Source organism: Sphaerisporangium sp. NPDC049003 (assembly GCF_043197795.1).
Lineage (GTDB): Bacteria > Actinomycetota > Actinomycetes > Streptosporangiales > Streptosporangiaceae > Sphaerisporangium.
This window is the reverse complement of the sequence record NZ_JBICTU010000012.1, coordinates 201,955-215,161: the sequence shown is the minus strand read 5'-3', so window position 1 is coordinate 215,161 and position 13,207 is coordinate 201,955. Positions and strand designations below refer to the sequence as shown.

The window sequence follows — 13,207 nt, the reverse complement described above, 5'->3', positions numbered from 1 at the left end:
TCGGGTCGGGTGAGAGGAAAGGGCGCGTCCATGGCGTTCATGCGGAGGCGACCGAGCCTCGGACATAACGGTGGTCGAAGAAGTCCACGTACAGGTATTCGGGGTACGACACCATCTGGTCCCTCCCCAACAGGATGCCACGCATGATCTCGCTCACCATCAGCCCGGCCGCGGTGGTGGCCCCGATCACGCACGTGGGGGCGTGTCCACGCCCGGCGAAGCAGGCGTCCCAGTGCTCCTGCACGACGTAGCTGCCGAACCCAGGAATGATCTTGGGCAGGTCGATACGCCCGTCCGGAAGCATGTAGAGGTCCTCATAGAGAGGCGCTTCGGGCTGGAAGACGTGCAGAGCGGCCCCGAATCCCAGCATCAGGCCGGTCATGATGACGAGCCCGCGCTCCCTGCACGCTTGGTGCAGCCATTCCTTCGCCCGGGAGCCGGCGATGTCGATGACCTCCACGACGTAGTCCACCGGCTTCCCGCCGAACCCCGAGAGCAAGGAGTCGATGTTGTTTTCGGTCACGCCCTCCATCGCCTTGCGGATCCGGATCTCCGGGTTGATGTCCTGGCACATCTTCCCGACGACCTCGGTCTTGAGCTGACCGACCGTGCTGTCGAAGCTGCCGGCCTGACGATTGGAGTTGTGAACCTCGTAGACGTCGAAGTCCGCGAGCGTCACCCAGCCGAAGCCGAGGCGGGCCAGATCCACCGCGCACTGCCCGCCCGCACCGCCCACCCCGGCCACGAGAACATGGGTCTCCGCGACCCTCTTCATCGATTCTTCGTCCAGAATCCCCAGGTTACGCCGGAATCTGGGATTGATCTCAGAGTGTTCCACGGAAACCTCGTTTCACTTCTGCATGCAGACGTAGTAGTTCTCGCCGAAATAGTCGTCGCCGTCCGCGGCCAGGGGACGCGAGAAGCCCAGGCGCCGGAGGGTGTCCACCAGTTCGTCGACTTCGAAGAACGTCACCATCTCGTTGGGATCGGTGGTCAGCTTCCGGGCGCAGGTCGAATGATGGGCCAGCGCGGCCTGGAGATCCTCGTTGAACCGCCCTTCCGCCTGCCACTCGGCGACGGAGTGCTCAAGCACCTTCGCCAGGTCGGGCCGGCGCTTCGGGCCGGTGGCGATCATCACGCCGCCCGGCTTCAGGTGAGAGAAGACCTCGCGCAGCGCCGAGTCGACGTCGGGGACGTAGAAGAGGACGTTGTTGAGCACGACCGCGTCCGCGTCGGCGACGACCTCGGCGGGGAACTTCTCCACGCCTCCGTCCATGACCGTCCATCGGTCGCGGGCCTCGCCCGGCGAGGCCGCCTTCTTGTCATGGGCCCGCTGCAGCATGGCAGGGTTGTTGTCGAACCCGATGACCTCGTGACCGCGGTCGATCAGAGCCTGGCTGACCAAGCCGGTTCCGCACCCGGCGTCGATCACGACCTGACGGCCCTCAGTGTCGCGAAGGATCTTTCCGAGCATCCGCTGATAGCAGTTCAGCTCGGGAATCATCTGGTCATAGCTCTTGGCGAAGTCGGTCCAGATGTTGTCGCTCACAGCGCTCTCCACTTCCTCAGATATTCGTTCGCGGGCAACGGAGGAGACTCCACCCGCGCGAAACAAGCCGGTCGGCCCGGAAGCCTGAATCCATGCTCAGGCGGTCTCGGCGTGACGGATCCGCCCCGCGCCGGCCGGCTGCCGGCGCGCGGGCGTTCCCGTCGGCCCGCACGAGTGGCTACTTCTTGACGTCCGCCGTGAGGCCCTGCTGCGGACCGTCCACGACGATGACCGCGCGGTACCGGGTGAGGGCCTGAGTCGCGTCGGCGTAGTAGAAACGCCAGGTGCACTCCCGCCCCGACCACATCTCGCCCGTGCACGCCACCTTGGTGTTCACGTCGCCGGCCGAGATCGTCCCCTTGGCGATGACCTTGGTGTTGGCGCTGGTCAGCTCGAACACCGGGCCACCGCTGTCGCCGTGGCCCGCGGCGCTGGCGTGGGCGACCTGTTCGGCTCTGACCAGCGGATAGGCGGTGCCGACCTCAAGGTTGTTGGCCTTGACCTGGATGCCGCACAGGGCGCCGGAGGAGGCGCCCGACGTGCACAGCCAGTTGCCGACGTTGCTGAACGACGCCCCGGCGATGGGCTTGGTGTAGGTCGAGTTCTGCCAGCCACCGTCCCACATGCGTCCGAGCCCCCGCGCGTCGATGACCAGGGTGTCCGGGCGCTGAGTGTCGTTGATGACCGGGCCCATGCGATCACCGCCGCCGTCGAACACGGTCTCGGCCAGGCCGGCGCAGTGTGCCGCGCTCAGCAGACGGGTAGTGCCCCCCATGTTCATGGGCCAGCCGACCGTGCAGTTCATCGTCCTGGCGCCCGCGTAGTAGGGAGAGGAGTCGTCCTCACGGCACCACGAGGAGCCGTCGGCGCACCTCCCCGCGAAGGGCGTCGTCTCCACTTCGCCGGCGGCCGTGTCCACGCGCACGTCGACCGCCGCCGTGGCCAGGAGGTTCTCGGCGGCGAGGCTCTGGGCCCGCGACCGTCCCTTCGCCCACCTCACGTCGAGGCCGCTGCCGTCCGCGCGAGGGGCGACCTCCCCGACGGCCTCGTTCTCGCCGAGCCGCCGCACCTCCGCGAGGAGCTGCTCCTGGGTGTAGCGCGCCGGCAGCACCCTGACGGGAACGGACCTGTTCTGCTCCTCGATGACGCGCTGGACCGCGGCGGGCACCGCGCCCTGCCAGTAGACGAGAAGTTCCCGGTTCTCCGGTGCCGCGACCACGCTCGCGTACCCGTTCCGCGTGCTCGCGGCAGCCGCCTTCTGGATCTTCTCCGCGGCCGCGTTGAGCTTGTTCTGCGTGCTCATCAAGTCGCTCCAGGTGGCGAACCCACCGGGCACGGGAGCGGTCGCCAGCGCGGCCGCGGTGCCGCCCCCGTTGTCACCTCCGGAGGTCCGAGCCTGGACGGGCGAGCCCCCCAGGCCGGCGAGGAGTAGCAGGGAGACCCCTGTGATGAGCCCGGCACGCCGGACGGCGGATCCACTGTTCACGGAGATCTCCTTACGGAACCACGAGTTCTGGGACGCCTCACGAGCGCGCGACCCATGGCCGTCCGCCTCCTGTGAACTGTCCGTCATGGGTAAGATTCCACGTCCCCATAATCTTGTCAATGACAAGATTGACACGCCGAATCTCCTCCTGACTATCCGTCACGCGACGCGGTGATCACCTCGACGGGCCCCGGCAGAACCGCGATCTCCACGAAACCGGTGTCGCTAAGGAGCCGCGTGTAGTGCTCGATGTCGTACAGCCGGCTGTGGCAGGCGTCGACGCCCATGAGGAAGTACGACCAGAAGAACTGGGCGGCGAGACGCTCGGGAGTGCGGAACTCCTCGCAGATCATGATCCGCCCGCCGGGCTCCAGCGCCTCATGCGCCTTCTGGAGCAGCGCGCGAGCGGTCGAGACCGGCCAGTCGTGCAGCACCCGGACGAGCGACACCCCGTCGTAGCCACGCGGCAGGGGACCCTCCAGGAAGTCGCCGCCCACGAAGCCCAACCGGTCCTCGTGGCCGCTGTCGCGCCTGACCTGGTCGACGAGCGGCTCAGCGGCGGGCAGGTTGAACACGTCCACTTGGAGGGCGGGACTGGCCGGCAGCAGGGCCGCGGCCAGGGTGCCGTCACCGCCTCCCACGTCGAGGAGCCGGAACGCGGACGTGCCGAACAGGCGGGCGGCATGCGACCCGAACGTCTCGACGAAGGGGCCCAGCCCGGCGGCCATGCTCTGCTCGAAGCCCGCGAGTTGCGTCTCGTCCGGAGGCCAGCCGAAGTCGCCCGCCGGGATCGACAGGGTCCCTCTCAACACCTCGGGCAGGTTCCCGTGCAGGACCCGCCACGGATACTTGTCACGGTCCCGCTCCAGCGCGCCGGGACCGGCCACGGCGAGCACCGCCTCCTTCAGCCCGGAAACGGCGGTGTAACGAGCGAGGAACGGATCGTCGCCCGCGCTCCTGCTCCGGACGAGACCGAGACTCTCCAGGCAGTCCAGCAACTTGTACAGGCGGCCCGGGACCAGTCCCAGCCGGGTGCTCATCTCGGCCACGGTGACCTCGGCGGGCTCCAGCGCGTCGAGCACGCCGAGCTCCAGAGCCGCCTCCACGACGTCCATCGCCTTGGAGCCGTTGGCCAGGAGGCTCATGAGTGCTCGTGGACCGAGCTGGTGGCCGGTCACAGGGTCACCCTCGCGCGCTCGTACTCCAGAGCGTCCATGAACGCGTCGATCTCCTCGATCGTGTTGTAGAAGTGCGGTGCCACGCGGAGTGACCCGCGCCAGCTGCAAACCATGCCGGCGCGCAAGAGTGCCTCCCTCACCTGCCGGTCTCCCGGAAAGCTCAAGCAGACGACCCCGGCACGGCGGGAGGGGTCCCTCGGGGTCACGACCTCGATCCCGGCGGCGTCGGCGCGCTCGATGACGCGGTCGGTGCAGGCCAGGGAATGCCGGCGGATCGCCTGCACGCCCACGCCCGACAACAGGTCCAAGCCCACCTGGGACATCATCGGCCCCAGCGCCATGGGAGTGCCGCTCGCGAGACGGCGGGCGTCGGCCGCCCATCCGGCGGGCGGGCCGAAGGAGGTGGGATCGTCGCCGGCGAACCAGCCCGTCGCCGCGGGCCGCAGGTCCGGCAGGATGTCCGGCCTCACGTAGAGGAAGGCCGTGCCGGCGCCGCACATCCATTTGTGCGCCCCGCCGAGCAGGAAGTCGACGCCGAGAGCGGTGACGTCCAGAGGGACCACGCCGACGGTCTGATAGGCGTCGACGATGACATAGGCGCCCACGCTGTGCGCCCGATCGACGACGCGCCGCAGATCGAGCGCGGCCCCTGTGCTGTAGCTACCGTGCGACACGCATACGCAGACGGTACTTTCGTCGATCGCCTCGACCAGGGCGTCCTCGTCGAACTCCGGTCCTCCGGTGCCCACCACTTCCAGCGCAGCCCCGTACCGGGCGAAGCCGCGCCATATGAACGGCACCGTGGGGAACTCCAGGTCGGTTGTGACCACCTTGTCGCGCGGCGCGCCGAAATCGAGGCAACTGGCGACGCGGGCGAGGAGCGTGCTGAGGTTGAGATCGGTCACCACCGAGCCGGCCGGCGCCCCGATGAACCGGGCCAGGCCCGCGGAGTAGCCCGCCATCTGCTCCAGCCAGCCGCTCCACTCCTCGTCCCGCCAGGTCGACAGCGTCCGCCAGTACCGGCCCAGGACGTCCTCGACTCCACGGGGAACGGCCCCGGTGGAGTTGCTGTTGAGGTAGACACACGTGCTCAGGATCGGGAACTCGGCGCGCAGGGATGCCAGCCGTTCGCTGTCCGTCACCGTCATGGCCCCTCTGTCCGCTCCGCGCCGGGCGCGTATCCGCCGCCGCGGTTCCATGTGGCCGTCATCTCCTCACGGACCTTCCACAGCGGCCGGAACAGCGGCTGCGTCATCCGGCCGGTCAGGACCTGTGTGGGAACGCCGTCCAGCGCGGAGGTCCCCCTGCTGACGCCGATCGTCCTGCGGACGAGCATGAAGTGAGTCACAAGCCACATCTGGTACGCCTCGTCGACATCGACGAGCAGTTCGAAGGTGTACTTCAGGTCGGGGTGCTCGACGTCACGCGGCTCGTAGACGTCACGGATGGACGCCTTCCTGCGCTCCAAGGCCAGGTCGAGCGCTTTGGACACGTGTTCCGCCGCCATCCGCACGCGGTTGAACCCCGGCGACTCCTGGCCGCTGCCGTTGCCGAGGTGCCTGCGGATCGTCTGATACGAGTCCGGTGTCAAGGTCTCCAGCACCACAAGCTCCTGGCGCAGGCCGCCGAAGATGCGCGCGACTCGGCTCAGGCGTGCGGAGGCCTCCCAGAATCCCTCGCGCTCCAGGTCACCGACCACCTCGATCAGTTCGTGCGTCGCGAGCTTCAGCCACAGCTCCTGGGTTTGATGGACGATCTGGAACATCATCTCGTCGGGCGACACGAGGTCGCCGACGGCCGATTGCAGCGAAAGAAGGTCGTCGGTCCGGAGGTACAGCTCGTAGTCGAGTTTGCCCTCCCCTACGAACGTCTTCAGGACGGAGTTCCAGACCGGCTCGGACAGCGTCCGATGCAGGTCTTTCGTCTCTGGTATGCGGCTCTCTCCGCATGCCGGCCCGCAGGTGTGATCGGGTAAGGGAAGGACCTGATCAGCGTCGCATGACTCGACGGCAGGAGCGGTCCAAGACGCGGATGTTTCGTCGCTGTTAATTTCGGATCTCTCCTATAGAGACGACCACCGGGGGGAAATGGCATTCGCGCCGTCACGTTTTCCGTCCGAGCCTCTCGCTCTCTCGGACGGTCGTACACCGTGGCGGTGCGAACGCGACGACGCAGCCTCACCCGGCTACCTTGTGAACGACTTGGGATGGGCCGCGGCACACCTTAAAAACGCTAAAAACGCCTATCGTCCCCTTCAGAGTCTTTAAGGCCGCCCGCACGGCCGCGACCGCCTTCACCACCACGGAAACGCCGGGAAGGCCGACCCCCTCTCACGATCGCGGCCGTATCACTCAATGGCGGGGGCGCCGGTCACGGTAGCGGCCATCACAAGTCGCCTTCAGTCCACGCCGATTAGGTCCCACTAGTGATTCAAAAGAATCGTCTCTCTCCGATCTGCCGCCGGGAAGGCAAAGCCGGACCACCGTTCGCCGGCCGTCCGGAACCTGCCGGAACGAGGACGACCTTGTGCTTCACGCAGCACCTCAGCCCCAGATGAGCGGTGGTCCGATTGTTGACAAGCGCGACTCGAAGGGCTGATCCTTGGTCCGCCGGTTCAGCCTTCTAAACCCAGGGCCGTCTTTCTCGCTCGCTGTGCGCGCGACGGCCCGATCGCCGTCATTCGTCGACCGACCTCTTTGTCACCGCCGATGCGGCCTCTCGTTCTCTGCTGTTGAATAAGGACGACCCATGCCAGAACCATCAGTCGCCGCCCCGTTCACGGAGCCGTACTTCCAGAATCCCTATCCCACGTATGAATGGCTCCGGGACAACCACCCCGTGCACCCGGTGACGGTTCCGGGAACGGATGTCCGGGTATGGCTGGTCAGCCGCTACGACGACGTGCGCGCGGCCTTCACGGACGAGCGGATCAGCAACGACGCCGCCTGGGCGACACAGGAGTTCCGGGAGGCCGGGCTCGTCCTCGGCGCCGGTGGGGACATAGACCGTTCCATGTCCACGGTGGACCCGCCAGCGCACACCCGGTACCGGAAGCTGACGGCGAGCACCTTCACCGCGGCACGGGTCCAGCAATGGGAGCGCAGCGTCAAGGAGATCGTCGACAAGCTGCTCGACGACGTGCGGCCGGGACGTGTCGTCGACCTGCTGGACAGGTTCGCGACGCCCATGGCGGTATCGGTCATATGCGAGGTGATGGGCATACCGTCCGCCGACCGCAAGCTCCTGCGCGAGTGGGGGGACGTCATCTTCACCGCCGATCCGGGACGACGAGGCGAAGCGGTGGACGCGGCCGCGTCACTGGCCGGTTACATCCGCGAGCTGATCGCGGTCAAGAGGAACGACCTGTCCGACGACCTGATGTCCGCTCTCATCCAGGCGCACGACGACGAGGGGCTGACCGAGACGGAACTGATGGCCTCGTGCGCCGGGCTCGTCATCGCGGGTTACGAGACCACCATCGGCCTGACGGGTACGGCGGTGCTGACCCTTCTCGACAATCCCGAGGCGATGCGGGGGCTCCGTGATGATCCGTCCCTCTTGGGCGCCATGGTGGAGGAGGTCCTGCGTTACGACGGCGCCGCCACCACGTCGCTGTGGCGCTTCGCGAAGGAGGACATCGAGATCAGTGGCACGAAGATCCCGGCCCACGATGCGATGTTCCTTCTCATCGGGTCGGCGAACAGGGATCCTCGCCAGTTCACCGACCCGGACACCTTCGATCTGCACCGGGCCGCCAAGCAGAGCCTCGCGTTCGGCCACGGGATCCACCGGTGCGTCGGCGCCGCCCTTGGGCGTCTTGAGCTGAAGGTGAGCGTCGGCGCCGTTCTGGAGCGCTTCTCCGACATCGAGCTCGCGGTGGACAGGGACGAGATCCGGTACAAGCCCCTGGTGGGAATACGAGGGCCCATGTCGCTCCCCCTGATCCTGCGGCCCTAGCCGCGGAGGGACGGTGCCGGTCGGACGGCCGCCCGCCGTCCGCCGTCCGCCGTCGCGGGCCCGGGACCAGGCGGATCCTGGCGAACTCAGCGGGCAGATCAGACAACGGGGGTTGGGAATGAGCAGGACAGGTATGGAGGACCGCGCGGGCGCGGACTCCCACCTGCTGGAGGACATCGCCAGGGCCGCCGTACGGCGGCAGGCAGGCCGCGGGGCCGGAGGCACGGGCTCCGAGGCGGCCGCCGACGGCGGGTGGGAGATCCGCCACCTCGCGCCGTGGACGTATGTCACCCCGGCCGCCTCCCCCATCAGGGCGCAGGGCTGGAAGTTGCATGTGTCGGCGACGCAACTGGCGGCCCCGCTCGTGCTGGCGCGGGCGGCCGAGGTGCTTGCCCGCCACCGCTGCCCGTTCAAGTTCGCCGCCACTCTCGACGATCTGACCGCTCTCGTCGGCCGGGGCGCCGACCGCTCCGCGGTCGGCAAGTTCATCACGGTCTACCCGCCCGACGACGAGACGGCGACGGCGGTCGCCGAGGAGCTGCACAGAGCCACCTACGGCCTGCCCGGCCCGCCCGTTCTGTCCGACCGGGCCTACCAGCCGGGCAGCCTGGTCCACTACCGCTTCGGGGTGTTCTCGGCGCAGAGCGTGCTCGACAACGACGGCGGCTACAGTTCGAGGCTGACCGCCCCCGACGGCACCAGCGTGGTCGACCAGCGCAACGCCTGGTACTCCCCGCCTGCATGGGCCCCGTGCCCGTTCGAGTCGGGCCGGGCTCCCGTGCGGACCACCGCGCCGGAGGCCGTATTGCTGGCCGACCGATTCGTGGTGCGCCAGGCGATCCGCCTCGGCGCGAAGGGCGGGGTGTACCTGGCGGAGGACCGGCTCGCCGGCGGCCAGGTAGTGATCAAGCAGGCGCGCCCGCACCTCAGCTCCACCCTCGGGGGTCAGGACGAACGCGACCATCTCCGCCACGAGGCGAACATGCTCGACCACTTCGGGCCGCTGGGCGTCACGAGCCGCAAGGTGGACCTGTTCGAGCAGGGAGAGGACCTGTTCCTGGCACAGGAGCACGTCGAAGGCATGGTGCTCACCACCTGGGCCGGCGAGGGGAAGCCCGTCTCCCCCGACCGGTGGCAGGACATGGCGGTGAGCGTGGTGCGCGGGCTGACCGGCCTGGTCGGTGTCGTACACGAACAGGGCTTCGTGCTGCGGGACCTGACCCCGGGCAACGTCATCGTCGGCTCGGACGGCCGCTGCCGGCTGATCGATCTGGAGATGGCGGCCGTCCCCGGCACTCCCGTGACGAAGGCGTTCACGCCCGGCTACGCGTCGCCCCAGCAGATGCGCGGTCCGAGGCACGGCCCGGCGCCGACGGCCGAAGTGGACCTGTACGCCCTCGGAGCGACCGTGTTCTTCCTGACCACGGCCTGTCAGCCGGTGCTCAGCGCCGACGAGCCCTCCGGGGTCCGCTCGTGGGATTCCCGCGTACGGACGCTGTTCGACGTGGCCTCCGCGGGCAACGCCCTGGCGCAGGCCATGGCGCCGATGATCCTCGGCCTGATGCGGGAGGACCCGGCCCGGCGCTGGGATCTGCGGCGGGCCGAGGAGTTCCTCGACAAGCTGGACACCGAACCCCGGCCCTTCGTGCCCCACGTCACCGCCCATCGCCTCGCCAGAGCCGATCAGGACCGCCTGCTCCTCGACGGGGTCGCGCACACGCTCCAGCGGATGGATCGCGGCGCGGCCGGCGATCCGGAGGGTCGCGGCCGCCTGTGGCCCACCTCGGGTTCCGGCGACACCTCCGACCCCTGCGCCGTCCAGTACGGCTCGGCCGGGGTCCTCAAACTCCTTGCCTCGCTACTGGACACCCCCGCCTGCGAGGAAGGCGGCGGCCAGGAGTCGTGGCGCGCCGATCTCGCGGACGGGCTGAGGAACGCGGCGGAGTGGACGGTCCGGCGTCTGGCGAGCGAGACCAGGCCCTCCCCCGGGCTCTACTTCGGCCGTGCCGGTATCGCCTGGGGCCTGCACGAAGCCGGCCGCGCGCTCGGCGACGACGGCCTGCGCGCGGCGGGCGCCGACCTGGCGCTCGGTCTGCCGACCACCTGGCCGAACCCGGACGTCTGCCACGGCCTGGCCGGGACGGGGCTCACCCTGCTGCACCTCTGGCATGCCACCGGCGACGAGCGGTTCAGGGACATGGCCGACCGATGCGCCGACGCCCTGCTCGCGTGCGCCGAGCGCACGCCCGACACGGTGTTGTGGACCATCCCGAAGGACTTCCCCTCCGTGCTCGCCGGCGCGACCCACTACGGCTTCGCCCACGGCGTGGCCGGGATCGGGACCTTCCTGCTCGCCGCCGCCACCGGCCTCGGACGCGACGACTGCATGGACACGGCCCTGCTCGGTGGACGGACGCTGCTGGCCGCCGCCTACTCCACCGGCGACGCCTCGTGGTGGGCGGTGTCCCCCGGCGCCGGCACCGTCAAGTTGCCGCACTGGTGCAGCGGGTCCTCAGGGGTCGGCACCTTCCTGATCCGCCTCCACCGTGCCACCGGTGAGGAGCGGTTCCTGCAGGCCGCGAGGAGCGCCGCGGCCGCCGTCCACGGTTCCCGTCTGTCCTCGGGGACCGCCGCCTGCCACGGGCTGGCGGGTGACGGACAATTCTTGCTCGACATGGCCGACCTGCTCGGCGAACCCGACTACCATGCCCAGGCCGAAGAACTGGCCGGATGCCTGTCGGTGCGTTCGGTGCTCCGGGACGGGCTGCTGGTGGTGCCGGACGAGAACGGCGACAAGGTGAGCTTCGGCTGGAACACCGGCCTGGCGGGGGTCCTCGACTTCCTGCACCGGACGCGCCACGGCGGCGCCCGTTCCTGGATGGTCGACGTCCCGGCTCGCGTCACGGTATCGGCCCCGGCGGGCGGCCAGACGCCATGAGCGTGGAGACGACGAGCGCGGTCGCCGGCGGCGGGGCCGCGCCATCGCCTCCTCCCGAGCTGCGGCGGATCAGCTTCCGCTTCTCCGGCGGGGGGCGTCATGCGGTATGCCTCACCGCCTGGGACCGCGGTCCCCTCGCTCCAGAACTCTGGGATCTCACCGGAGCGCGCCCTCGATCCCGCGTGCTTCACCCGTGGGACGGAGAGGACCCCAGGAGCGCCGCGGTGCCGACCGACGACGGGAACATCCTGCTGAGCCGCGCCGAGACCGGAGGGACCCACCGGCTCCTCCTCCTCGTCCCCGGCGCGGCCGGCTCCGGGGCGTCGGTCCACGAGCTGGCCGCCTTCCCAGGTGGCGGCCTGAGGCTGGTGGCCGGTCAGACCGCGCGAACCGCCGCCCTGGCCTTCCACAAGACCCCGGCGGGCGGCACGGCCGTGTGGCGGCTCTCCGGCCTGGCCGAACCCCCCGAACAGGTCGCCGAGGTGCCGTTCCTCTTCGCGGGAGGTGTGTGGCTCGACGAGAGGGGGGACCTCCTCGCCCTGGCCACGCCGTACGGGCAGCGGACGCGCACTGTGGTGCTGGATCTGTCCCGCGGCATCGTCTCCCCCCTTCCCGGCCTGCCAGAGGAGGAGCATCTCCTGCTCGCCGCCCCGCGCGCGGGGACCCTGCTGACGGTCCGCGACAGCGGAGGCGTCCACCGGCTGGGAGTTCGCCGATGGGGCGACGACGGGCCGGCCGTCTTCCCCGAGCACCTGAGCATGATCGAGGGAGCGGTCGCTCCGCTCGCCCTCGACCCGACGGGAAGGCGTCTCGCGCTGTCGGTCACCCGAGGGGTGCGCTCCGGCGTCCTGCTGTGCGACCTGGAGGAGGGCGGCGTCCAGGAGATCGGGCCGGCGGGCGGCACCGTGCTGCCGGCGGCCCGCTGGAGCGAGGACGGGCTGCGGCTGGTCCACTCCGCTCCCGACCATCCGCCACGGGTGGTGACCGTGCCCGCCACCCTCGCGGGGCATTTCGTGGCGGACGACGGCCCGACCCCGTGGGCGCCCGCCGAAGTGCGCCGCTTCGACGGTCCTGGCGGTCCCATCGAGGCCATCGTCTACGGCGATCCCGCCCGCGCGGCGCGCATGGTGCTCGCCCTGCACGGAGGCCCCGACGCGGCATGGCCGCTCGCCTACGAGCCGCTGTTCCAGCGCATGGTCGCCGAGGGTGTCGCCGTGGTCGCCCCCAACCAGCGCGGCAGCACCGGATACGGCGCCGCTCACCGCGACGCGATCCGCGGCGCGTGGGGCGGGCCCGATCTCGCCGACGTCCTCCACCTGGGGCGGGTCCTCCGCGCGGAGCGTGAGCCCGGCGCCTCCCGGCCCATGCTGTACGGCGCGAGCTACGGCGCCTACCTGTCCCTGCTGGCGGCCGCCGCCGAGCCGGGCCTGTGGGCCCGCGCCGCCGCCGTCGCCCCGTTTCTGTCCGGACGCGAGTTGTACGAGGACGGTCCGGCGCCGGTGCGGGCCATGCTCGATCGTCTGGGCGGCCGTCAGGAGATCACCGGCGACGACCTCGGTCCCCGCGACCTGCTCCGGCTGGCCGACCGCATCCGGCTGCCGCTCCTGCTCATCCACGGCGAGCGGGACTCGATCATCCCCGTCGGCCACTCGCGACGGCTACGCGACCGGCTGGCGACGGCAGGCCGCCCCGGCGCCGAGTTCGCGTACATGGAGGTCCCGGGCGCGGAACACGACCCGGTGACGGGTCAGGACGGTCACCTCGTCCTCGAACGTCTCATCGCCTTCCTCCGTGGCGCGTCGCCCTCCGCCGGATCGCGCCGGTAGGACCGCCGGCGATGGACGGCTCAACGTGCCGTTCTCCGGGGCACCCGCTACATCGGCGTACCAGGCACAGGCAGCCCGATTTCATTGACCGAACCGCAGGCAGCGATACCCGTATACAGCGAATTCAAGGCCTACAAGTGAGCCACAAGGTCATCTTGTCACCGTCAAGATGGGAACCGTCCCATTCGACCGTTTGGGCCGAACCCTTCAATTCACAAGGAGTCCCCATGTCCCACCGCGACGAGACCGTGATCACCCCGGGCCTCTCCACCA

General features: G+C 69.6%; 9 protein-coding genes. 3 read left to right on the top strand and 6 right to left on the bottom strand.

The window, feature by feature from the left end; all coding sequences use genetic code 11:
* Positions 1-37: 37 nt before the first annotated feature.
* The 6 genes from ACGFIV_RS15595 to ACGFIV_RS15570 all read right to left on the bottom strand — a co-directional run bounded on the left by ACGFIV_RS15595 (position 38) and on the right by ACGFIV_RS15570 (position 6,089).
* A complete protein-coding gene (locus ACGFIV_RS15595) occupies positions 38-838 on the bottom strand; it encodes a ThiF family adenylyltransferase (RefSeq protein WP_358561841.1) in 801 nt (266 codons plus the stop codon).
* A gap of 12 nt (positions 839-850) precedes the next feature.
* Complete coding sequence (locus ACGFIV_RS15590) at positions 851-1,549, bottom strand: methyltransferase domain-containing protein (RefSeq protein WP_358561842.1); 699 nt, start codon at positions 1,547-1,549, stop codon at positions 851-853.
* Between the two features lie 178 nt (positions 1,550-1,727).
* A complete protein-coding gene (locus tag ACGFIV_RS15585) occupies positions 1,728-3,035 on the bottom strand; it encodes a hypothetical protein (RefSeq protein ID WP_392835322.1) in 1,308 nt (435 codons plus the stop codon).
* A 152-nt stretch (positions 3,036-3,187) separates the two neighbouring features.
* On the bottom strand, positions 3,188-4,180 hold the full coding sequence (locus ACGFIV_RS15580; protein ID WP_392835319.1) for a methyltransferase: 993 nt from the start codon (positions 4,178-4,180) through the stop codon (positions 3,188-3,190).
* A 29-nt stretch (positions 4,181-4,209) separates the two neighbouring features.
* Positions 4,210-5,361 (bottom strand): aminotransferase class V-fold PLP-dependent enzyme, encoded by a 1,152-nt coding sequence (locus tag ACGFIV_RS15575; protein WP_392835316.1) that lies wholly within the window; start codon positions 5,359-5,361, stop codon positions 4,210-4,212.
* On the bottom strand, positions 5,358-6,089 hold the full coding sequence (locus tag ACGFIV_RS15570; protein ID WP_392835364.1) for a tryptophan 2,3-dioxygenase family protein: 732 nt from the start codon (positions 6,087-6,089) through the stop codon (positions 5,358-5,360). The genes ACGFIV_RS15575 and ACGFIV_RS15570 overlap by 4 nt, the downstream gene beginning before the upstream one ends.
* An 872-nt stretch (positions 6,090-6,961) precedes the next feature.
* Between ACGFIV_RS15570 and ACGFIV_RS15565 the strand changes: the two genes are divergently transcribed.
* The 3 genes from ACGFIV_RS15565 (at position 6,962) to ACGFIV_RS15555 (ending at position 12,934) form a co-directional block, all read left to right on the top strand.
* Positions 6,962-8,170: a cytochrome P450 gene (locus ACGFIV_RS15565; RefSeq protein WP_392835314.1), complete on the top strand. Its 1,209-nt coding sequence runs from the start codon at positions 6,962-6,964 to the stop codon at positions 8,168-8,170.
* A gap of 118 nt (positions 8,171-8,288) precedes the next feature.
* Entirely contained in the window at positions 8,289-11,108 is a 2,820-nt protein-coding gene (gene lanL, locus ACGFIV_RS15560; RefSeq protein ID WP_392835311.1) for a class IV lanthionine synthetase LanL, read from the top strand.
* A gap of 224 nt (positions 11,109-11,332) precedes the next feature.
* On the top strand, positions 11,333-12,934 hold the full coding sequence (locus ACGFIV_RS15555; protein ID WP_392835308.1) for an alpha/beta hydrolase family protein: 1,602 nt from the start codon (positions 11,333-11,335) through the stop codon (positions 12,932-12,934).
* The last annotated feature ends 273 nt before the right edge of the window (positions 12,935-13,207 follow it).